This window comes from Ornithinimicrobium jinqii (assembly GCF_045032595.1).
In the GTDB taxonomy this organism is placed as follows: domain Bacteria; phylum Actinomycetota; class Actinomycetes; order Actinomycetales; family Dermatophilaceae; genus Ornithinicoccus.
This window is the reverse complement of the sequence record NZ_JBJFZS010000011.1, coordinates 165897-185497: the sequence shown is the minus strand read 5'-3', so window position 1 is coordinate 185497 and position 19601 is coordinate 165897. Positions and strand designations below refer to the sequence as shown.

The 19601-nt window shown below is 74.6% G+C and carries 18 protein-coding genes; 4 read left to right on the top strand and 14 right to left on the bottom strand.

Going from position 1 to position 19601, the window contains the following annotated elements; all coding sequences use genetic code 11:
- Nucleotides 1-59: 59 nt before the first annotated feature.
- The 8 genes from ACI3ET_RS05280 to serS form a co-directional block, all read right to left on the bottom strand.
- The gene (locus ACI3ET_RS05280; RefSeq protein ID WP_405031921.1) at nt 60-704 is read right to left on the bottom strand and encodes a VOC family protein; all 645 of its coding nucleotides are present in this window, start codon (nt 702-704) and stop codon (nt 60-62) included.
- Between the two features lie 24 nt (nt 705-728).
- Complete coding sequence (locus tag ACI3ET_RS05275; RefSeq protein WP_405031920.1) at nt 729-1553, bottom strand: TrmH family RNA methyltransferase; 825 nt, start codon at nt 1551-1553, stop codon at nt 729-731.
- Between the two features lie 4 nt (nt 1554-1557).
- Nucleotides 1558-2418, bottom strand: a complete 861-nt coding sequence (locus ACI3ET_RS05270) for an HAD family hydrolase (RefSeq protein WP_405031919.1) — start codon at nt 2416-2418, stop codon at nt 1558-1560.
- A gap of 36 nt (nt 2419-2454) precedes the next feature.
- Entirely contained in the window at nt 2455-3708 is a 1254-nt protein-coding gene (locus ACI3ET_RS05265; RefSeq protein ID WP_405031918.1) for an ABC transporter permease, read from the bottom strand.
- Nucleotides 3705-4586: an ABC transporter ATP-binding protein gene (locus tag ACI3ET_RS05260; RefSeq protein WP_405031917.1), complete on the bottom strand. Its 882-nt coding sequence runs from the start codon at nt 4584-4586 to the stop codon at nt 3705-3707. Before ACI3ET_RS05260 ends, ACI3ET_RS05265 begins: the two co-directional genes overlap by 4 nt.
- Before the next feature lie 111 nt (nt 4587-4697).
- A complete protein-coding gene (locus ACI3ET_RS05255) occupies nt 4698-5387 on the bottom strand; it encodes a response regulator (RefSeq protein ID WP_405031916.1) in 690 nt (229 codons plus the stop codon).
- Complete coding sequence (locus tag ACI3ET_RS05250) at nt 5384-6805, bottom strand: sensor histidine kinase (RefSeq protein ID WP_405031915.1); 1422 nt, start codon at nt 6803-6805, stop codon at nt 5384-5386. Before ACI3ET_RS05250 ends, ACI3ET_RS05255 begins: the two co-directional genes overlap by 4 nt.
- A gap of 100 nt (nt 6806-6905) precedes the next feature.
- Complete coding sequence (serS, locus tag ACI3ET_RS05245; protein ID WP_405031914.1) at nt 6906-8189, bottom strand: serine--tRNA ligase; 1284 nt, start codon at nt 8187-8189, stop codon at nt 6906-6908.
- 76 nt (nt 8190-8265) lie between these two features.
- Between serS and ACI3ET_RS05240 the strand changes: the two genes are divergently transcribed.
- Both ACI3ET_RS05240 and ACI3ET_RS05235 read left to right on the top strand, forming a co-directional pair.
- Nucleotides 8266-8439 carry a hypothetical protein gene (locus ACI3ET_RS05240; protein ID WP_405031913.1) on the top strand — a complete coding sequence of 58 codons (174 nt, stop codon included), beginning with the start codon at nt 8266-8268 and terminating at the stop codon, nt 8437-8439.
- Nucleotides 8436-9506: a diacylglycerol/lipid kinase family protein gene (locus tag ACI3ET_RS05235; RefSeq protein ID WP_405031912.1), complete on the top strand. Its 1071-nt coding sequence runs from the start codon at nt 8436-8438 to the stop codon at nt 9504-9506. Before ACI3ET_RS05240 ends, ACI3ET_RS05235 begins: the two co-directional genes overlap by 4 nt.
- 10 nt (nt 9507-9516) lie before the next feature.
- Here the strand turns inward: ACI3ET_RS05235 and ACI3ET_RS05230 are convergent, their stop codons facing one another.
- On the bottom strand, nt 9517-9957 hold the full coding sequence (locus ACI3ET_RS05230) for a DUF4446 family protein (RefSeq protein WP_405031911.1): 441 nt from the start codon (nt 9955-9957) through the stop codon (nt 9517-9519).
- Between the two features lie 91 nt (nt 9958-10048).
- Here ACI3ET_RS05230 and ACI3ET_RS05225 point away from each other — a divergent pair, with 91 nt between their 5' ends.
- On the top strand, nt 10049-12205 hold the full coding sequence (locus ACI3ET_RS05225) for a hypothetical protein (protein ID WP_405031910.1): 2157 nt from the start codon (nt 10049-10051) through the stop codon (nt 12203-12205).
- A gap of 22 nt (nt 12206-12227) precedes the next feature.
- Here ACI3ET_RS05225 and ACI3ET_RS05220 read toward each other — a convergent pair whose 3' ends face one another.
- Together ACI3ET_RS05220 and ACI3ET_RS05215 are read right to left on the bottom strand one after the other, a co-directional pair.
- Entirely contained in the window at nt 12228-13085 is an 858-nt protein-coding gene (locus tag ACI3ET_RS05220) for a glycosyltransferase family 2 protein (RefSeq protein WP_405031909.1), read from the bottom strand.
- An 11-nt stretch (nt 13086-13096) separates the two neighbouring features.
- Nucleotides 13097-13999 (bottom strand): DUF5926 family protein, encoded by a 903-nt coding sequence (locus ACI3ET_RS05215; RefSeq protein WP_405031908.1) that lies wholly within the window; start codon nt 13997-13999, stop codon nt 13097-13099.
- Between the two features lie 37 nt (nt 14000-14036).
- Between ACI3ET_RS05215 and ACI3ET_RS05210 the strand changes: the two genes are divergently transcribed.
- Nucleotides 14037-15110, top strand: a complete 1074-nt coding sequence (locus ACI3ET_RS05210) for a 3-hydroxyisobutyryl-CoA hydrolase (protein ID WP_405031907.1) — start codon at nt 14037-14039, stop codon at nt 15108-15110.
- 13 nt (nt 15111-15123) lie between these two features.
- Here the strand turns inward: ACI3ET_RS05210 and ACI3ET_RS05205 are convergent, their stop codons facing one another.
- The 3 genes from ACI3ET_RS05205 to ACI3ET_RS05195 all read right to left on the bottom strand — a co-directional run bounded on the left by ACI3ET_RS05205 (nt 15124) and on the right by ACI3ET_RS05195 (nt 19601).
- Entirely contained in the window at nt 15124-18297 is a 3174-nt protein-coding gene (locus ACI3ET_RS05205; protein WP_405031906.1) for a helix-turn-helix transcriptional regulator, read from the bottom strand.
- A 2-nt stretch (nt 18298-18299) separates the two neighbouring features.
- Nucleotides 18300-18479 (bottom strand): hypothetical protein, encoded by a 180-nt coding sequence (locus tag ACI3ET_RS05200; protein WP_405031905.1) that lies wholly within the window; start codon nt 18477-18479, stop codon nt 18300-18302.
- A 111-nt stretch (nt 18480-18590) separates the two neighbouring features.
- Nucleotides 18591-19601, bottom strand: a complete 1011-nt coding sequence (locus tag ACI3ET_RS05195) for an NmrA family NAD(P)-binding protein (protein WP_405031904.1) — start codon at nt 19599-19601, stop codon at nt 18591-18593.

The following is a 19601-nucleotide window of genomic DNA, read 5'->3' as shown; positions in this document are numbered from 1 at the left end:
CGCACCTAAGGTGTACGCGAGGAATGAGCATATCCACCCCCCCCCCCCCCCCCCGCCGCTCAGATCGTGACGGTGCCGTCCGGGGTCTGGAAGGTCACCTCGTGGAGCCGGGGCTCGTCGTCCTCGGCGAACCCGAACTCCACCTCCGACTCGAACGCTCCCTCGGGGGCATCGAGCAGGCCCAGCCAGGCGCGCACGACGGGCGGCTCGCCGCCGATCGTCAGCCCGCGCAGACGCGTGCCGCTGTCGTCCAGGCGGGAGGGGTGGTGCTCCGGCGCCGAGTCCCACCTGATGAAGAACGGCAGGTTGCCGTGGTCGATGACGTTCTTGACGCCGAGCTGGCGCCACTTCAGGTCGATGCCCTCCGGGGTCTGACGGTGGCCGTCCACGGCGGCCCGGCCGAGCCGCTCCTCCACGGGCGCCAGGTCGTCCACGGTCACGACCCAGGCCATCCAGCCGCCCCCGGTCTGCGAGCGGGACCGGACGGCCTGACCGAACGGGGCCTTGTCCGAGGATGGGTGGTCGAGGCACCCGACGACCTCGACGTAGCGGTTCTCCGCCAGCGGCAGGATGATGTTGCGGGTCCCGAAGCGGGGATGGATCCCTCCGTCGAACGGGCTGACCGCCAGCTGCTCCCCCAAGCGCTGCGCCGTGGCCTGCAGGCCCTCCGGGCCCGCGGCATAACTCACGTGGTCGATACGCATGGCGTCATCGTGACACACGCGGGATCAGCCCCCGACAGGGCCCTGCCCGCGCTGCCGCACGGCCTCGTAGACGATGATCGCCGCCGACGTCGCGACGTTGAGGGAGTTGACCCGACCGACCATCGGGATGCGCACCCGGTGGTCGGCGGCAGCCAGCGCCGCGTCGGTCAGCCCGGTCTTCTCGGCCCCCACCGCGACGGCCACCGGGCCCCGGTAGTCCACCTCCGTGTGCGCCCTCTCCGTGTCCGGGGTCGCCGCCACGAGAGGTATGCCGTGCGCGCGCAGCCAGGCCAGGACCGTGCCCGTGCTGTCGCTGGCCACGGGGACGGAGAAGACCGTGCCCTTGGACGCGCGCACGGTGTTGGGGTTGCCCCAGTCGGTGACGGGGTCGGCCGCGACGACGGCGTCAAGGCCGGCGGCGTCGGCCGTGCGGAGGATGGCCCCGAGGTTGCCCGGCTTCTCCACGCCCTCGCAGACGAGGACGAGCGCGTCGTCGGGCAGGTCGAGGTCGGCGCAGCGCCGGTCGACGGCGTCCACGACCGCCAGGACGCCGTCCGGACCTTCCCGGTAGGCCGTCTTCTCGAAGGCCGCGCGCGACAGCTGCACGAGGTCGGCGCCCAGCTCGCCCACCCGTTCGACCACCCCGACCGTCAGCGCCTCCTGGCCCATCAGCTCGGGGCAGAAGAAGAGCGAGCGCGGGACCACCCCCGCGTCCAGGGCGAGCTGCAGCTCCTCATACCCCTCGACGAGGGTGAGCCCCTCCTGCTCCCGGGCGCGACGGCGACGCAGCCCGGCGACCGCCCTGAGGCGCGGGTTGGCCGGGGAGGTGATCAGCAGCGGGTCGCGCACCCGGTCAGGCGAGCTCGTCGAGGACCTGCTCGAGCGCGTCGACGAGACCGTCCTCCTCGACGGCGCCGGTGACGATGTCGGCGGCCGCGATGACCTCCGTCGGCGCCTGACCCATCGCATAGCTGCGCGCCGCCCAGACCAGCATCTCCACGTCGTTGCGCTGGTCGCCGACGGCGACGGTGCGGTGCGGCTCGACGCCCAGGCGCCGCCGGACCTGCTCGAGCGCGGAGGCCTTGGAGACGCCCTCCGGCGCGAGGTCGAGCCAGGCGCTGTAGCCCACGGCGTAGCTCACGCCGTGCAGACCCATCCGCTCGACCAGCTCGCTGAACTCCTCCGACGTCGAGCTCGGGTCGCGGAAGGTGACGCGGGTGACGGGGTCGGCGAGCAGCTCCTCCATCGAGACCACGATCTCCTCGCCCCACAGCTCACCGGCCGGGAACGGCGTGCTCACCTTGAAGCCGACGCCGATCTCCTCCACGGCGACGAGCGCGTTCGGCAGCTCGCGGTGCACCAGCGAGACCGCCGGCGCAGGGTCGAAGGTGACGACGTCGTCCAACCGGTAGCCGCCCTCGGCGGCCGGGTCGACCGAGATCGTGACCGCGCCGTTGGAGCAGACCGCCGGCCGGTCCGGGGTGAGCAGCCCCAGCTGCTCCATGACCGGCAACGCCGCGACCACCGAGCGGCCCGTCGCGACGACCACGCTCACGTGCGGCAGGTCGTCCAGGGCCCGGACCGCCGCGACCACGCGCTCCGAGAGGTGCCCGTCGTGGTGCAGCACCGTGCCGTCCACGTCGAGCGCCACGAGCAGCGCGGTGTCGCGCACGGGGTGCCGGTGCGCATCGGTCACGTTCTCGATGGTGCTCACACCGGCACCCTAGCGACACTCACCCCCGGGCGACACTCACCCCTTGAGCGTCAGGGCGCGCCGCCAGCTCAGGCTCCCGGACGTGTGCAGCAGGGAGCGCTGGTAGAGGCGCGCGCCCAGGGCGATGGTCAGGAAGCAGAAGGCCAGGACCAGCACCAGCGCCAGGGCGGGCTCCCACCAGAGCGTCTCGCCCTCCAGCACCCGCATGGGCATCAGGATCGTGGACATGATCGGCACGAACGAGGCGATCTCGCGCCAGACGCCCTGCAGGCTGATGCCCACGATGAAGACGACGACCAGCAGCATCGTCAGCGGCATCGTCGTCGACTGCAGGTCCTCGTTGCGGGAGGCGAGGGACCCGGCGGCCGCCCAGATGCACGACAGCGCGAGGAAGCCGAGGACGAAGAACGGGATGTACCAGGCGATGCCCGCGGCCAGGCCGGGCAGCGCGACGTCGTAGTCCGTGAACGTCAGCCCGACCAGCCCCGCCGAGACGATGAGGACCAGCTGCCCGAGCGCCAGGACCGTGTTGCCCAGCACCTTGCCGATCAGGAGCGAGCGCACCGGGATCGCTGCCGCGAGGATCTCGACGAGGCGCGACTGCTTCTCCTCGACGACGCTCTGGGCGATCTGCATCCCGAAGAGCAGCGAGGCCATGTAGAACAGCAGCGCGAAGACGAACCCCAGGATGAAGGCCATGAAGCCGTCCGAGCTGTCCTCGGTCGCCGTCAGGTCACGGGTGGTCAGGACGCTGCCGGACATCAGCGAGGGCAGGTCGGTCCCGGCCGCCTCGGCGTTGCGGGCCAGCGCGTCCTGACGCACGACGTCGCCCAGCACCAGCTGCAGGTCGCTGAAGGTCGGGCCCTCGTCGACGACCTCCCAGCCGTCGTCGGTCTGGATCAGGCCGTAGTCGACCTCCCCGGTCCGGGCAGCGTCCTCGACCGCCGCGGCGTCGCCCAGCTCGACCGCGGTGAGCTCGGCGCCGGGGTCACCCGCCTTGACGGCCTGGTCGGCCATCGCCACGACGCGGGTCCCCTCCGCGCCCTCGACACCGAGCTTGTAGGACATCCCCCCGCCGCCGAGGAAGCCCTGCAGCAGGATCGCCAAGAGCAGGAAGACCAGCGTGAATCCGGTCGACATCAAGAAGTTGCGGTCGCGCAGCCGTACCTGGATCTCGCGGGCGGCCACGATCGCCCACGTGGCCCCGGTGCTTCTCCCCGGGCTCGGCGTGCTCACGCCACCCCCGCTCGTCCCCGCACCGACGGTTCTCTCCGTGCTGAGCGTGCTCATGCCGCCACCTCCCGGTAGATCTCGGACAGGGTCGGGCGGATCCGGCTGAACTCCCGGACACCGCCGCGGGCCACCGCGTCGACGAGCAGGCGCTCGGCGACCGCCTCGTCGTCGGGCTCGAGGAGCACGCTGGGCCCGTCGAGGTCGACGACCCGCACGCCGGGCACGCCGCGCACCCAGCCGACGTCGCCGGTGGCGGTCAGCCGGTAGCGCAGCGGGGCCCCGGCCCGCAGGTCCTCGGAGGTGCCGTTGGCGACCAGCCGCCCCTCGTGCAGGACGACGATCCCGTCGCACAGCCGGTCGACGAGCTCGAGCTGGTGGGAGCTGAACAGCACCGGCACCCCCTGCGCCGTGTGCTCCCGCAGCAGCTCGCTCATCTGGTCGACCGCTGCCGGGTCGAGCCCGGAGAACGGCTCGTCGAGGATGAGCGCGACCGGGTGCCCGAGCACGGCGGCGATGATCTGCGCCCGCTGCTGGTTGCCGAGCGAGAGGGTCTCGACCTTGTCGGTCGTCCGCTCCCCCAGCCCGAAGCGCTCGAGCAGCTCGGTCGCCCGGGTCCTCGCCGCCTGCGCGCTCATCCCGTGGAGCTGGCCGAGGTAGACGAGCTGCCCCAGCACCGGCTGCTTGGGGTAGAGCCCGCGCTCCTCGGGCATGTAGCCGAACCGGCTGCGCACCTCGCGCGTGGTCGGCTCCCCGTCCCACCGCACCTCGCCCTCGGTCGGCGCGAGCACCCCCATGATCATCCGCATCGTGGTCGTCTTGCCGGCGCCGTTGCCGCCCACGAAGCCGACCATCCGGCCCGGGGGCACCTCGAAGGTGACGTCGTCGACGGCGAGCGTGTCCCCATACCTGCGGGTCAGGTGCTGCAGCTGGAGCATCTGGTCCTCCCTCGTCCGGTGTCCGTGTGCTTCCACGCTAGGCCCGCGCACCGACGGGGGCATCGGCCGCCGGGGTGAGATCACCGCTCCGCCGTGAGGAGGAGGGTGGGCTCAGGTCCCGGGCGCGACCAGGCCCGCGTCGTAGGCGGCGATCACGGCCTGCACCCGGTCGCGGACGCCCAGCTTGGCGAGCACGTTGGAGACGTGGGTCTTGACTGTCGCCTCGCTGACGAACACGTCGCGGGCGATCTCGGCGTTGGACAGCCCGTGCGCCACGAGCACCAGGACCTCGCGCTCGCGCGCCGTCAGCCGGGGCAGGGGTATGCCGTCGCCGTGCGCCCCGGGCGCGCCCGTCACCGGGCCCCGCCGCATCCGGCTGATGACGCGCATGGTCACCTCGGGCGCCAGCAGCGCATGGCCCTCGGCCACGCTGCGGACGGCGTCGACGAGCTCCTGCGGGTCGGCGTTCTTGAGCAGGAACCCGCTGGCCCCGGCGTCGAGCGCGTCGAAGAGGTAGTCGTCGCGGTCGAAGGTGGTGAGCATGATGACCCGCACGTCGTCGTGGGCGGCGACGATCCGGCGGGTCGCCTCGATCCCGTCGAGGACCGGCATCTGCACGTCCATGAGCACGACGTCCGGGCGCAGCTCGGGCACGGCGTCCACGGCCCGCTGGCCGTCGGTGACCTGCCCCACGACGTGCAGGTCGTCCTCGACCGAGAGGATCATCGCGAAGCCCTGCAGCAGCAGCGGCTGGTCGTCCACGAGCAGGACGCGCACCGGGCGGCCGGGGGCCGGGCTCACGTGCGCACGGCCTGGGGCTCGTCCGTCGCTGCGGCCACCGGCGACCCCGGCCGTGCGGTCACCGGGTCGGACGATCTGGCCCGGCCCTCGAGCGGGAACCACACGCGCACCCGCCAGCCCCGCGTGCCGTGCCGGGGACCGACCTCCACGCCGCCGCCGAGGTGGTGGGCGCGCTCGCCCATCCCCAGCAGCCCCAGCCCGGTGCCGGAGGTGCCGGCCCGGGGCGTGCCGTCGTCGACGACCTCCACCTCGAGCCGGTCGTCGTCCTCGTCGACCCGCACGACGGCGCGCGCGTGCCGGGCGGTGGAGTGCTGGTGCACGTTGGCCAGGGCCTCCTGGACGACGCGGTAGGCGGAGAGCTGCACCGGCGGCGGCACCCGGTCGGCCGCGCCGGCGTGGGACTCCACGACGGCCACGTCGACCGAGCAGACCGGGGTGCTGGACTGCTCGGCGAGGGCCGGCAGGTCGGCCAGCGTCGGCTGGGGGCTGCGGTCCGTGGCGGACCGCGGCCCGTCGACGTCACCCTCCACGTCGTCGCTGCGCAGGGTGCCGAGCAGGGCGCGCATCTGGCCGACCGCGTCGCGGGAGGAACGCTCGACCGCGGCGAGGGAGTCGCGGGCGGCGTCGGGGTCGCGGTCCATCACCCTCCGGGCGGCGCTGGCCTGGACGCCCATGACCGAGACGTGGTGGGCGACGACGTCGTGCAGCTCGCGGGCGATGCGCAGCCGCTCGGCCACCACCGCCTGGTCCCGCAGCCGGGTCGACTGGCTCTGGATCGTGCTGGCCTGCTCGACGACCTGGGCGGTGCGCCGGGCCCCGTTCCACGCGACCTGGCCGAGCAGGATCGCGCCGCCGAAGAAGAGGACGTTGGTGAGCAGCATGAACGCACCGAAGGCGACGGGCACGCTGAACAGCCCGACCTGCTCGGGCACCTCCTCGGCGATCATCGTCATCGCCTGGTGCAGCCCGCTGCCGAACGCGTAGCTCCACGCGACCCACCCGATCATCAGGGCCAGCACCAGCCCGACGGCCGCGAGACCGGCCCGCCGGTCCCGTGCCCAGGCGACGCCGGAGAAGATGAGGAAGAAGTAGAGCATCTGCATCGGCAGCGTGCTCATCGTCATCGGCAGCGCCAGGCCGAGGACCAGCAGGTGCACGCCGGTCAGCACGGTGACGACCACGGGGTGGCTGCGCCGGAAGGGCACGAGCGCAGCCAGGGTGAGCATGCCGACGTACTGCCAGGCGATCCCGTGCGGCTCCTCGGCGAACGCCCCGAGGCTGCGCATCGTCTCGGCCCCGAGGGCGACGGTCAGGGCCGCCAGCACCGCGAGCCGGACGTCGTGGCCCCGCTCCCGGGCGCTCGGCCGCGGCCGCTCCCACGGCTCGTCGGACCCGAACCACCTGTCGATCGCGCTCATGCCCGCCAGACTAGGCGGGCGTCGGCGGTGCGGGAATCCGTCGGAGGACGGAGTTCGCCGACGTCGGGCCCTGACGGGCTGCCTCGGCGGTCGGTCGGCCTCAGTCGTGCGGGGCGTGCAGCACGTGCCGGCCGCCCAGGAACGGCTGGAGCGCGGACGGCACCCTGATCGACCCGTCCGGCAGCTGGTGGTTCTCCAGCAGCGCGATGATGGGTCGGGTGCTGGTCAGCGCGGTGCCGTTGAGGGTGGCCACCGCGCGGGTGCCGCCCCCGCGCGGGTCCCGCTCGCGGGTGTTGAGCCGGCGCGCCTGGTAGGTCGTGCAGTTGGACGTGGAGGTGAGCTCGCGGTAGCGGCCCTGGGTGGGGATCCACGCCTCGCAGTCGAACTTGCGCGCGGCCGGCCCCCCGAGGTCGCCGGAGGCGACGTCGATGACGCGGAAGGGCAGCTCGAGGGCCTCGAGGATGCGGCGCTCGACCCGCAGCAGGTTGGCGTGCTCCTCGGCGGCCTGCTCGATCCGGCAGTAGACGAACATCTCGGTCTTGGTGAACTGGTGCACCCGGAAGATGCCCCGGGTGTCCTTGCCGTAGGACCCGGCCTCGCGCCGGTAGCAGGTGGAGGTCGCGGCATACCGCAGGGGACCTCCCGTCAGGTCGAGGATCTCGTCGGCGTGCAGCCCGGCGAGCGCGACCTCGGAGGTGCCCGTGAGGTAGAGGTCGTCCTCCTCGAGGTGGTAGACCTCGTCGGCGTGCGCGTCGAGGTAGCCCGCGCCGGCCATCGTGTCGGGCCGCACGAGGGTCGGGGGCACGACCGGGAGGAAGCCCTCCTCGCGGCTGATCTTCTGGGCCAGGCCCATGAGCGCGTACTCGAGCTCGGCGCCGATGCCGAGCAGGAAGTAGAAGCGCGCGCCCGAGACCTTGGCCCCGCGCGCGGTGTCGATGGCGCCGTGCAGCTCGCCCAGCTCGAGGTGGTCGCGGGGCTCGAAGCCCTCGGCCTTGAAGTCGCGGGGGGTGCCCACCTCCTCGAGCACGACGTAGTCGTCCTCGCCCCCGACCGGCACGCCGGCCATGACGAGGTTGCCGATGCGGCGCATCGCCGCCTCGCGCTCGGTCGCGGCCTCCTCGGCCTCGGCACCCAGCTGCTTGACGCGGGCCGCGAGGTCCTGGACCTGGGCCACGAGCGCGGCCTTCTCCTCGCCCGTGGCCCGGGCGACCCTCTTGCCGAAGGCCTTCTGCTCGGCCCGGGCGCTCTCGAAGCCCGCCAGCGCCGTGCGGTGCCGCTCGTCGGCGGACAGCGCCTCGTCGACCGCCCCCGGGTCCTCGCCACGGGCCTCCTGGGAGGCCCGTGCGCGTGCAGGGTCGTCACGGAGCTCGCGGATGTCGATCATGGGCGCCAGCCTACTGCGGGGCCCCGACCGGACCGGTGCGGTAGGACGGGGGTCCTCGGGCGGATACCGTGGCTCCATGACAAGCGAACCGAGCTGGCTGCTGCTGGCCATCGCCCTGGCCATGGTGCTGGCGCTGACCGCGCTCGCCGCCTGGTTGACCATCACCGAGGTGCGGGCCGTGGACCCGCAACCCGCACGGCGCCGCGTGCGTGGGAGCACGCCGTCCCTGGACGCGGACGGGCCGGAGTGAGCGCCGAGGAGCAGTCGGGACCGACACGCCGCGCGGCCGTCGTCGTCAACCCGACGAAGTTCGAGGACCTGGACGCGGTGCACCGCCACGTCTCGGAGGTATGCCGTCGGCACGGCTGGGCGGACCCCCTGTGGCTGGAGACCACCGCCGAGGACACCGGCGCCGGGCAGACCCGGGAGGCGCTGGAGGCGGGCGTCGACCTCGTCTGCCCCCTCGGCGGGGACGGCACCGTCCGCACGGTCGGCGCCGTGCTCGCGGGCACGGACACACCGCTGGGGCTGCTGCCCGGCGGCACCGGCAACCTGCTGGCGCGCAACCTCCAGCTGCCGATCGACTCCCTGGAGGAGTGCCTGACCATCGCCCTCACCGGCCAGGACCACCGGATCGACACCTGCCACCTCGACCTCATCCGCCCCACGTCGGCGCAGCTGGCGGATCGGCTGACCGACGAGGACGACCCGGCGGAGAACGTCGACTTCGGCGACGCCGTGGACGACCGCGACGACGAGGCGGTGCGCGAGGAGCACACCTTCCTCGTGATGGCCGGCCTCGGGTTCGACGCCGAGGTGATGGCCGGGGCGCCGGAGGGCCTCAAGGCCCGGGTGGGGTGGCTCGCCTACCTGGTGGCCGGGTTCCGGCACCTCAAAGGTCCGCAGTTCACCGTGGGCGTCAAGGTGGACGACGAGCCGCCCTTCAGCCGCCGCGTGCGCAGCGTGATGGTCGGCAACGTCGGCAAGCTGATGGGCGGCATGGACCTGCTCCCCCACGCCGTGGCCGACGACGGCACCGTCGACGCCGTCATCCTCTCCCCCGAGGGCGTCGTCGGCTGGGGCGCGACCTTCGCCCAGCTGGCGACCCGCCGTCGGGTCGGGCACGACCGGGTCACCCACTTCGAGGGCAGCGAGGTCCGCGTCGTGTCGAACAAGCCGGTCGAGATCGAGATCGACGGGGACACCCTCGGCACCGCGATCGCCATGCGCATCCTCGTGCAGCCGGCGTCGCTGATCGTGCGCCTCCCCGCCGGGCCCGGCACCAAGGTCCGTGAGGAGATCGACGCCCTGAGCTGAGTCACTGCCCCTACTCGTCGGTCCCGGTCCGCGCCGCGTCCAGCGCCTGCCGCTCCTCCGGGGTGAGCACGACCTCCGAGTCGCCACCGACGATCCCCTTGGCGTAGGTGCGGCTCTCCCCCCGCGCGTGGATCGAGCTGATCACCATGCCGTCCCCCGTGTCGTCGACGACCGCCGCGCTGAACGACATGCGCCCACCCATGTCCCCGAACGCGTCGTAGCGCACCACCGCCACGTGCCGCAGCGCCTGCGCCAGGTCGCCCCGCACCTGAGCGAGCTGCTCCTCGAGCGTCTCGAGCCGCTCCCGCTCGGGGGTCGTGGGCGCGCCGGCCTCGACGAGCCGCTGCAGACGCCGGTCGACGACCCGCAGCCGCTGCCAGGCGAGCACGGCCACCAGCAGTGCAGCCGCGGCGACGCCGGCGGCGGTCCAGGCGAGGGTCAGCGGGTCCACCCCCCGAGGGTATGCCGTGCGCGTGGCACGATGCCTGCAGGACGGGCCGTGCCGGGAGTGCGGCCGCGGGGCGCCGACGACGGAGGTGAGCATGGCGGCAGGTCGGGGCGACCGGCGCCGGTGGGCGTGGTCCCTGGTCGCCGTGGTCGTCGGCTCGTGGTTGCTCGCCGTGCTGCTCGTCGCCCTGGGTGTCGCGCCGCGCGCCGGCCCGGGCACGGCCGGGGCCGTCGGCGGTGACGACCCTGGCGTCGTCGTCGTGGTCGGCGTGCCCGGGCTGACCTGGGACCTCGTCTCGGCCGGCACCACGCCGACCATCGACCGGCTGGCACGGGAGGGGGCGGCGGGGGCGCTCGTGCTGCGGGGCACCCACGAGGTGACGTGCGCGGCGGACGCCTGGTTGACGTTGGGGGCCGGTCAGCGGGCGGCGACCGACGTCGAGGGGTGCGTCGACGCGGCGTTCGAGGGGACGCCGGACGACGACCGACCCGCCCCGTCGCTCGTCGAGGACCTGGTCGCACCGTCAGGAGACGGAGCGGTCCTGGAGCAGGACCGGTGGGACGGGTGGCGGGCGAGCGCTGCCCGCCGCGCCCTCGGTCCGGAGCTGGGGACGCTGTCCAGCACCCTCGAGGGTGCCGGGACCTGCGCCGCGGCGCACGGCCCCCTGGCGGCCCTCGGGGCCGCGGACGCGCAGGGGCGCGTGACGGCATACCTCGACGGGGGGTGGCCCCTGCCCGCGACGCTCGACCCTGCGTGCCGGGTCCACCTGCTCTCCACCCCAGAAGCAGGCCCGCGGCTCGCCGAGCTCGACACGGCGCTCGGGCGACTGACCGACGGGCTCCCCGACGGCGCGACGCTGGTCCTCGCGGGGATGGGGCACACGGCGCAGCGCGCCGAGGCGCAGGTCGTCGTGGTGCACCCGGTGGACGGGAACGGGAACGGGGACGGGGGCGCGGCGCTCAGCTCGGGCACGACGCGGCAGCGGGGCCTGGTGCAGCTGACCGACCTGACCGCGACCGTGCTGCGGCTCGCCGGGACGGAGCCGCCGGAGCCGGTGGCGGGCGCTCCGGTGACCGTCTCCCCGTCGACCGACCCGGTCGCCGGGGCGCGTGACCTGGCGGGCGGGATCAGCGGCGCGAAGCGCCTGACCCCGTGGGTGCTCGGGGCGCTCGCCGCCGCGGTGCTGCCGCTGCTGGGTGTCGCGGTCGGCATCTGGTGGCGCGGGCGCGGGGCGGCCCCGGCGTCGACGGCGGGCGGGTCGGTGTGGGCGGGCCGTGCGGTAGCGGGGCTGGCGACGTTCGGGATGGCGGTGCCGGCGGCCACCTTCCTGGCCGGCCTGGTGCCGTGGTGGGGCTTCGCACGACCAGGGGTGCTGCTGACGGTGGTCGTGGCCGTCGGTGCGCTGCTCGTCGCGGGGATCGCGTGGGCGGGACCCTGGCGACGCGACCCTCTGGCCCCGCCGGCGGTGGTGGCGGCCGTGACGCTCGCCGTCCTGGGGGCGGACGTCGTCTGCTCGTCGCGGCTCGGTCTGGTGTCGGTCCTGGGGCTGCAGCCGGTGACGGCCGGTCGGTTCTACGGCCAGGGGAACGTGGGCTTCGGCATCGTCCTGGGTGGTTTCCTCGTCCTGGCCGGCGTGGTCGTCAGCTGGCTGAGGGGGCGGGAGGCCGCGGCGGCGGTGGTGCTGCTGGGGGCGGCGACGACCGCGGTCAACGCGGCACCGCAGGCGGGGGCCGACTTCGGCGGTGTCCCCGCGCTCGTGGTGGCGACCGGGATGGTCGCGCTCGCCGCGCTGGGCGTGCGGTGGTCGCTGCCGGTCGTGGCCGGGCTGGCCGCGGTCGCGGTCGTGGTCGCCGCGGGCGTCATGGTCGCCGACTGGGCGCGAGGGCCGGCGCGGCGCACGCATCTCGGCGACTTCGTCCAGAGCGCGCTGGACGGCGAGGCGCTCGGGATCGTCAGCCGGAAGCTGTCGCAGAGCGTGGGGATCCTCGTGAGCTACCCGGTCTCCTGGCTCGCCGTGCTCGCCCTCGCTGCGGTGGCCGTGGTGGTGTGGCGGCGACCCACGTGGTCGGCGGCGCTGTGGGAGCAGCCCGGGCTGCGGCCCACGGCGGTCGCCGCCCTCGTGGGGTGCGTCCTGGTCTGGGCGCTCAACGACTCCGGGATCGCCGCCGTGGCGCTGACGCTCACGATGCTCATCGGGTCCGCGCTGACGGTGCTGGGTCGACAGCCACCCGGCGCGTCCGGTCGCGGCTGAGGGCGTCCCCGGGAGCGACCGGTCAGAGGTGGTGCCAGCGGCTCCCGGTGCGGGCGCGGGCTGCGAGGGCGGCGGCGGCGCGTCCGGCCCGTCCCACGCCCGCACCGGCCCGGCGGCCCGCGCCGACGGCCCGGGCGCGCGCCCTCCCGGCCGCCCCGGAGCGCTCCGCGAGCGCCCGCGTCACGTCGGCGAGCTGACGGGCCCGGTGCGCCTGGGAGGCCAGGTCGCGCCCCGTGACCCGGTGCCGCAGCTCGCACGGGACCTCCAGCACCCGGTCCCCGTTGCGCAGCACGTCGACCGTGAGCCCGACCTCCACCCCCCACCCGTCGGCCAGCGGCATCGCGGCGTCGAGGGCGGCCCGGGAGAGGCAGCGCTGTCCGGACAGCGGCTGGGCGGGGGTCCAGCCAGTGAGGCGGGTGATCCCCGCGCGGGCCGTGCGCACGACGACCCCGAAGCCTCCGCCGGGGCGGTCCTGCGGAGGCAGCACGGCGATCGTCATCTCGGCCTCGTCGGCGAGCACGGGCCCGACCAGCACCCCCAGCGCAGCGGCCGATCCCTCCAGGTCGGCGTCCGCGAAGAGCACCGGCGCGCCGGGCGCGAGCTCGGCGGCCCGGGCGGACCCGGTCGTCATCGCGGCCGCCTTGCCGCGGTTGCGCGAGTGCCGCACCACGTCGACGTGGCCCGTCCACTCGGCGACGGCGGCGGTCTGGTCGCGCGAGCCGTCGTCGACGACGACGACGTGCAGAACGTAGGGGATCGACTGCAGCGCAACGATGGTGGCGCCGATCCGCTCCTCCTCGTCCTTCGCGGGAACGACGGCGACGACGCCCGCGAGAACCGCTCCGGGCGCCTGGGCACCGACGGAAGGACGCTCGCTCACGTCAGCAGCCGCTAGCGCAGGGTGACCTGGCGGGACACCAGGCCGTCACGGGCCCGGCGCTCGTCCGCGGTGAGCGGCTCGGTGGAGGTGAGTGCAGCCTCATACCTCGCCTGGAGCGCCGCCAGCGCCTCCGCGTGGGACGCGGCCTCCGCGGCCGGGTCGACCTCGATGACCGGCACCAGCAGGCCGTTGGCGCGGAAGGCCCCGAGCAGCTCGGTGCCCTCCCCGAGCGTGTGCTCGCCCGCCGCCTGCAACCGGGCCAGGGCCTGGGTGGCGGCGTCCTCGTCCTCGCCCAGGATCCAGCGGACGTAGGCGCGGCCGCCCATCAGCACCCAGAACGCCGAGGGCGCGCCGTCGAGGCGGTGCATCGGCACGACGGTGTCGTTCATCTGCTCGAGCGCGGCGCGCTGCTCGTCGGACGCGTCGTCGGCGAGCCAGAAGCCGAAGTCCGGGTGGACCGTCACCTCGAGCTCGGTGCCGTCCTGGAGCAGGTCCTGCAGGCGCGGGGTGCTGGCGGTGGCCGGGCGGACCGAGTTGACCGAGGTGCCGGGCCGGGCCACGAGCGCGGACAGCAGCGCCTGTGCGACGTCGCGCGAGACGTCGCCGCTGGAGGTGCGCGACTGCAGGGCCACCAGGACCTCGCCGTTGTCGCGGTGCAGTGCGGGGACGGCCCCGGGGAGCACGGTGACCAGCGTGACGTCGTGCTCGCCGGCGGGGACGGGCGAGCCCGCGACCTCGGTGCCCTCCGGCACCACGACGGTGATCGGGGCGGTGGCGGCAGGGAGGATCTCCCGCATCGCCACCCAGTCGGTCTCGCGGACCAGGCCCTCGAACGGGCGCGCGACGTAGGGCGCGCGCTCCTGCGCCGGGTCGCTGCCCTCGGACTGCCGCCTCTTGCGTGATGCCTTACCCATGCGGGGGAGTCTACGTGCGTCGCTACAGTGCCTGAACATGGACAAGAACGAGGACCTCGCGTGGGCACCGGCACCGGGCCACGGCCCCGAGGTCGTGTATGCCGTGGACGGCCCCCTCGGGCGGGCCCGCCTCAACCGGCCGCGCACGATCAACGCCCTGGACCGGGCGAGCATCGACTCCCTCTTCCAGCAGCTGACCACCTGGGCGGGGGACGACTCGGTCAGCGCTGTCGTGCTCGACGGCGCCGGCGACCGCGGGCTGTGCGCGGGCGGGGACGTGCGCGCGCTGCGGGAGTCGGTGCTGGCGGGGCGCCACGAGGAGGCGGTGGACTACTGGCGGGCGGAGTATGGGGTGAACGCGCTGGTCGCCGACTACCCGAAGCCGTATGTCGCCTGGATGGACGGGATCGTCATGGGGGGCGGTGTGGGGGTCTCGGCGCACGGGTCGCTCCGCGTGGTCACCGAGCGCACCCAGCTGGCGATGCCGGAGACGATCATCGGGTTCTTCCCCGACGTGGGTGGCCTGCAGCTGCTGGCGCACGCACCGGGCCAGCTGGGCACGCACGTCGCGCTGACCGGGACGGCCTTGGGCGGCGCCGACGCCCTCGTGCTCGGGGCGGCCGACGTGCTCCTGCCGGCCGACGCCAAGGAGCAGGTGCTCGGGGTGCTGCGCGAGGACTGCGCCGTCTCGGGCGACGAGCTCGCGACTGCCGTGGGGAGCGGGGCACGCCATTCGTCCGGCGGCTCGTGGCTCGAGGAGAACCGGGCGTGGATCGACGAGTGCTACGTCGGCGACGACGCCGGTGTCATCCTTGCGCGGCTGTCCGGGCACGCGGAGCCGGCTGCCCGGGAGGCCGCGTCGTCGATCGGCGCTCGCTCCCCCCACTCCGTGGCGGTGACGCTCGAGGCGATCAGGCGGGCCGCGTCGATGACAGTCGGGCAGGTGCTGTCGCAGGACCTGGCGCTCGGACCGGCGTTCGCCCGGCACCCCGACTTCGCCGAGGGTGTCCGGGCCCAGCTGGTCGACAAGGACCGGCGGCCGCGCTGGACCCACGCGTCGGTCGCGGACGTGAGCCGCGCGGAGGTGCTGCGAGCGTTCGACGGGGGGTGAGCCGACCGGCGGATCAGCCGAGGAGGCCGCGCTGGTGCGCCACCGCGGCTGCCTCGGTCCGCCCGGACACCCCGAGCTTGGCCAGGATGTTGGAGACGTGCACGCTCACCGTCTTGGTCGAGATGAACAGCTGGCGCCCGATCTCCCCGTTGCTGCGGCCGGTGGCGACGAGCGCCAGCACCTCGCGCTCCCGCGGGGTCAGCTCGGCGTCGGCGGGCGCCCGGTCGGCGGCCGCCCCGGGTCGGGGTCGCCGACTCTCGCCCGCACCCGCGGACCCACCTGCAGCGTCGATCTCCGCGAGCAGGGGCAGGGCACCGAGCTCCTCGGCCTCCACCCGAGCGTCGTCGAGGAGCGTGCGGGCCTCGACCGCGTGCTGCGGCCCGGCGGCCGCGAGGACCGCCGCGAGCCGCGTCACCGACCGTGCACGCTCGAAGCGATGGTCGATCCTGTCGAAGGCCTCGACGGCCCGCCGCCAGGCGGAGACCAGCTCGTCGTGCCCCGGTGCGTCCACCCCGGCCGACCACCGCAGCCGCAGCCGCTCAGCCTCGAGCCGGGCGGCCCACGCCATACCCTCGGGTCCGGGGGTGCGGCCGAGCTCCTCCTGACCCCGGATGGCCGCGCCCGCGTCGGCGACCAAGCGCTCCCCGACCTCGCACAGCTCGCGCCGCCCGGGCCCGCTCACGACGGCCGCGCGCCCCGCGAGGTGGCCGAGCAGGAGCGCGACGTAGCGGACCTGGGCCGGGAAGGTCGTGAGACGCCACAGGGACCGTACGGCGGCCACCCCCCGGTCGTAGGCCGCCACCGCCGCGTCCACGTCACCGCCGTCGCCGAGGATGTCGATGGCCGCCCCGGTCGTGAAGATCATCGCCCACCCGTCCCCCGTGACCGATGCGGGCATGGCCTCCAGCGCGGTCCGCCCCGCCGGGTCGCCGCGTCCCGCCAGGGTGTGCAGGGCGAGGGCCCGCAGGATGGTCGCCAGGTCCGGAGGAGGGGTTCCGGTCGAGGTGTCGAGCAGCCGGTCCACCTCGTCCCAGTCCCCGACCATGTAGGCGCAGACCGCGCCGAGCACCCGGGAGTCGAACCCGTAGGGCGCCCACCGGCGCCCCCTGGCGACCGCCAGCTGGTAGGCCTCGGCGTAGGGGACGCGCGCCTGGCCGGGACGGCCCTGCTCGAGGAGGATCCCGCCGAGCTGGTGCAGGCCGCGGATCAGGCCGGTCGTGTCCCCGGCCCGGCGGAGCCTGCCGACGACCTCGGTCAGCGCCACGAGGGCGGCGTCGGAGTCGCCCTGGAACGACTTGAGCCGGCCGAGCGTCGTCGCCGCCTCGGCCTGCAGCCGCTCGAGGCCGAGCTCGACCGCCAGGTCGTAGGCCTCCTGCGCCGCGGCGGTGGCCTCCGCGAAGAGCCCCACCTCGGCGTCGGCCAGGGCCAGCACGGCCAGCGCACGGGCCCGTGCCGGGGTGGGGTCCTTCCCGATGAGCCCGAGCGCCTCCTCGAGCGGCTCCAGGCTGCGGACCGGCGCGTCGTCCACCATGAGCGAGACCCGGGAGAGGGCGACCAGGAGCTCGGCCCTGGCACCCGCAGCGGCCGGCGCGTCGTCGGCCAACGCACCCTCCACCGTCTCGAGCTCCTGCTGGAGCAGCGCCAGGGCCTTGGGGGCCCGGCCTGCGGTGAGCAGGGCCTCGGCCGCCTGCAGGACCAGGGTGGGGCGGTCCAGCGACGCCTCCTCGGCGACGGTGGGCGCGGCGAGGAGCTCCAGGGCCGTGAGGAAGTGGCCGGCCGCCTCGTCCGGACCGCCGACCGACATCGCCTCCTCGCCGGCCTCGACGGAGGCCCGGACCGCGGTGGCGGGGTCGTGCCCGGCCCTGGCGTGTCGGGCCAGCTCGGCCGCCGTCCCCGTGACCCGGCCCTCGAGCAGCGCCCGGGTGCAGGCGGCGTGGATGCGGGCCCGCTCCCCCGGCAGCAGGTCGTCGTGGACCGCCTCGGCGAGGAGGGCGTGCCGGAACGCGTAGTCGGCCTCCGGCACGGGGACGAGGACGTTGGCCTCGACCGCCGCCCGCAGCGCCTCGTCCAGGCGGGCTCCCGGCAGGTCGACGACCTCGGCCAGCAGGGCGTGCGAGGCGCGACGGCCGATGCAGGCCGCGGCGCGCACCACGGCGCGCGCATCCTCGGGCAGGCGGTCCAGGCGCACGAGCAGCAGGTCCGCGAGGTCGGTCGGGATGGCGCCCGCGTCCCAGGCCTGGGCCACGACCAGCTCCTCGGCGAAGAAGGCGTTGCCCTCCGCGCGCCGCACGATCTCCTCGACGTCCATCCGGTCGACGAGGTCGGGCCGCACGGCCCGGACCAGGGCGCGGACGTCGGCGTCCTGGAGCGGTCCCAGGTGCAGCCGGCTGACCGAGGCCATCCGCCCCCACTCCGCGAGGGTCGGACGCAACGGGTGCCGCCGGTGCAGGTCGTCCGCGCGATAGCTGACCACCAGCGAGACCGGCGTCTCGAAGCCCCGCGAGAAGAAGAAGGAGAGCAGGTCGAGCGTCGAGCGGTCGGCCCAGTGCACGTCCTCGACGACGAGCAGGACCGGCGCGTCGGCCGCCAGCGTCTGCAGGACCGCGTGCAGCGCCTCGAAGAGGTCCGCGCGCACCACGCTCTCATCACGGTCGCCGTCGCGGGTGCCCAGCGGCGAGCCACCCACCATGCCGCGCGCGGGGCGCGCCAGCTCCATACCGGCGAAGCGCCCCGGGCCTCCGCCCCCCGCGGCGCGGGCGTGGGCAGCGAGCACGCGCCCTCCAGGCAGCAGCCGGGCGACGGCGGGGTGGTCCTGCACGATGGGCGACACGAGGTCGCGGGCGGTCGCGTCCAGCCGGCCGAGGACCTCGGTAAACGGCAGCAGCGGGAGGGCGCTGTCCCCCAGGTCGACGCAGTGCCCCACCAGCACCCTCCACCCCTGCTGCCGGGCCTGGTCCCCCAGCTCGGCCAGCAACCGCGTCTTGCCCATCCCGGCGTCCCCACCGAGCACGACCGAGGCCGGCCCGGGACCCTGCCCGAGGCCGACCCTGGCCCTCAGCTCCTCCACCTCGCGCTCGCGCCCCAGCAGGGGCGTCACCGCGGTCTCCTGCGCTGCCACGTCCCCCATCATGACGCCCGGCACCGACAGCCGCAGGTCCTCCGGTGCGCTCGGAGCGGATGACGCCACGCTTATCGGACGGGCAGGGCGGCGCGCGGCTCGGGGCAGACCACCGGCGGACGCACCCGGGCCGGGGCCGCGGCCCGGGCGCGACGACCCAGCGGCAGCAGCGGCCTGCCCCAGGAGCGGGTCACCTGCTCGCGGCGGTAGGCGACCTCGGACGACATGAGAACGGGCTGGGTGGTGAGCATCGTGGTTCCTCTCGGGTGGGGACCCGCGCTTCGGGTCCGACACCTCGAGAGTGGTCCTCTGAGGTAGGCCGGGACATCGGGAGACGTCCCTATCTCTGGGCCGCAGCTACCTCAGATGCGGTGACGGCGGACCACCGCGGCGACCGTCAGGGCGACGGCGACGACGGTCGCCAGCCCGACGCCGGCGATCGTGGTGGCGTGACGAGGGTCGGGGTCGACGCCGTCCATCGCCCGGCGCACGGCCACCCGGTAGGGGGTGACACCGCCCTCCGGCGCGCCGACGAACCCCTCGAGGTCGTTCTCCCGGCAGACCACCTCGTGCACGAGGGAGCCGACGAGCGGCTTGGCGACGCCTGCGTCGACCGGGGTCACGATGCCGACCCAGTGGCTGGCCAGCCACGGCGTCATCACCGGGAGCGTGTAGATGAGCCGGCGCCGCTGGCCGGTCTCCTGGGCGAACGCCTGCATCATCTCGCGGTAGGTCAGCACGTCCGGGCCACCGATGTCGAACTCCCGGTTGACCTCGGCGGGCAGCGTCGCGGCGCCGACCAGCCAGTGCATGACGTCGTCGACGCCGACGGGCTGGATCCGGTTCTCCAGCCACCGCGGGGCGATCATCACCGGCAGCCGCGTGGTGAGGTAGCGCAGCATCTCGAAGCTCACCGAGCCCCGGCCGATCACCGTCGCCGCCTGCAGCACCGCGGTCGGCACGCCGGACGCCATGAGGATGTCCCCCACCTCGACCCGCGAGGCCAGGTGGGTCGAGAGCTTCTCGTCGGGGTGCAGGCCGGAGAGGTAGACGATACGCCCGACCCCTTCCTCCTTCGCCGCGCGGCCGAAGCTCTCCGCCATCTGCCGGTCGCGCCGCACGAAGTCGCCCTCGCCGTCCATCGAGTGGATGAGGTAGTAGGCGACGTCGACCCCGCGCAGTGCGGCCCTCAGGTCGTCGTGGTCGGTCGCGTCCCCCTGGTGGACGTCCACGTCGCCCGCCCAGGGCACGTCGACCCGACCGGAGCGGGTGAGCACGCGCACGGCATACCCCTGCTGGAGGAGGCGGGGGACGAGCAGCCCGCCGACGTAGCCGGTGGCGCCCGTGACGAGGACGGTGCGAGGATCGTTCAT

What these genes read in the sequence shown, in the direction of transcription:
- ACI3ET_RS05225 (WP_405031910.1), top strand. Translation starts at nt 10,049, where the DNA reads ATGGCGGCAGGTCGGGGCGACCGGCGCCGGTGGGCGTGGTCCCTGGTC.
- ACI3ET_RS05260 (WP_405031917.1), bottom strand. Translation starts at nt 4,586, where the DNA reads ATGCTCCAGCTGCAGCACCTGACCCGCAGGTATGGGGACACGCTCGCC.
- ACI3ET_RS05280 (WP_405031921.1), bottom strand. Translation starts at nt 704, where the DNA reads ATGCGTATCGACCACGTGAGTTATGCCGCGGGCCCGGAGGGCCTGCAG.
- ACI3ET_RS05210 (WP_405031907.1), top strand. Translation starts at nt 14,037, where the DNA reads ATGGACAAGAACGAGGACCTCGCGTGGGCACCGGCACCGGGCCACGGC.
- ACI3ET_RS05250 (WP_405031915.1), bottom strand. Translation starts at nt 6,805, where the DNA reads ATGAGCGCGATCGACAGGTGGTTCGGGTCCGACGAGCCGTGGGAGCGG.
- ACI3ET_RS05200 (WP_405031905.1), bottom strand. Translation starts at nt 18,479, where the DNA reads ATGCTCACCACCCAGCCCGTTCTCATGTCGTCCGAGGTCGCCTACCGC.
- ACI3ET_RS05265 (WP_405031918.1), bottom strand. Translation starts at nt 3,708, where the DNA reads ATGAGCACGCTCAGCACGGAGAGAACCGTCGGTGCGGGGACGAGCGGG.
- ACI3ET_RS05195 (WP_405031904.1), bottom strand. Translation starts at nt 19,601, where the DNA reads ATGAACGATCCTCGCACCGTCCTCGTCACGGGCGCCACCGGCTACGTC.
- ACI3ET_RS05215 (WP_405031908.1), bottom strand. Translation starts at nt 13,999, where the DNA reads ATGGGTAAGGCATCACGCAAGAGGCGGCAGTCCGAGGGCAGCGACCCG.
- ACI3ET_RS05240 (WP_405031913.1), top strand. Translation starts at nt 8,266, where the DNA reads ATGACAAGCGAACCGAGCTGGCTGCTGCTGGCCATCGCCCTGGCCATG.
- serS (WP_405031914.1), bottom strand. Translation starts at nt 8,189, where the DNA reads ATGATCGACATCCGCGAGCTCCGTGACGACCCTGCACGCGCACGGGCC.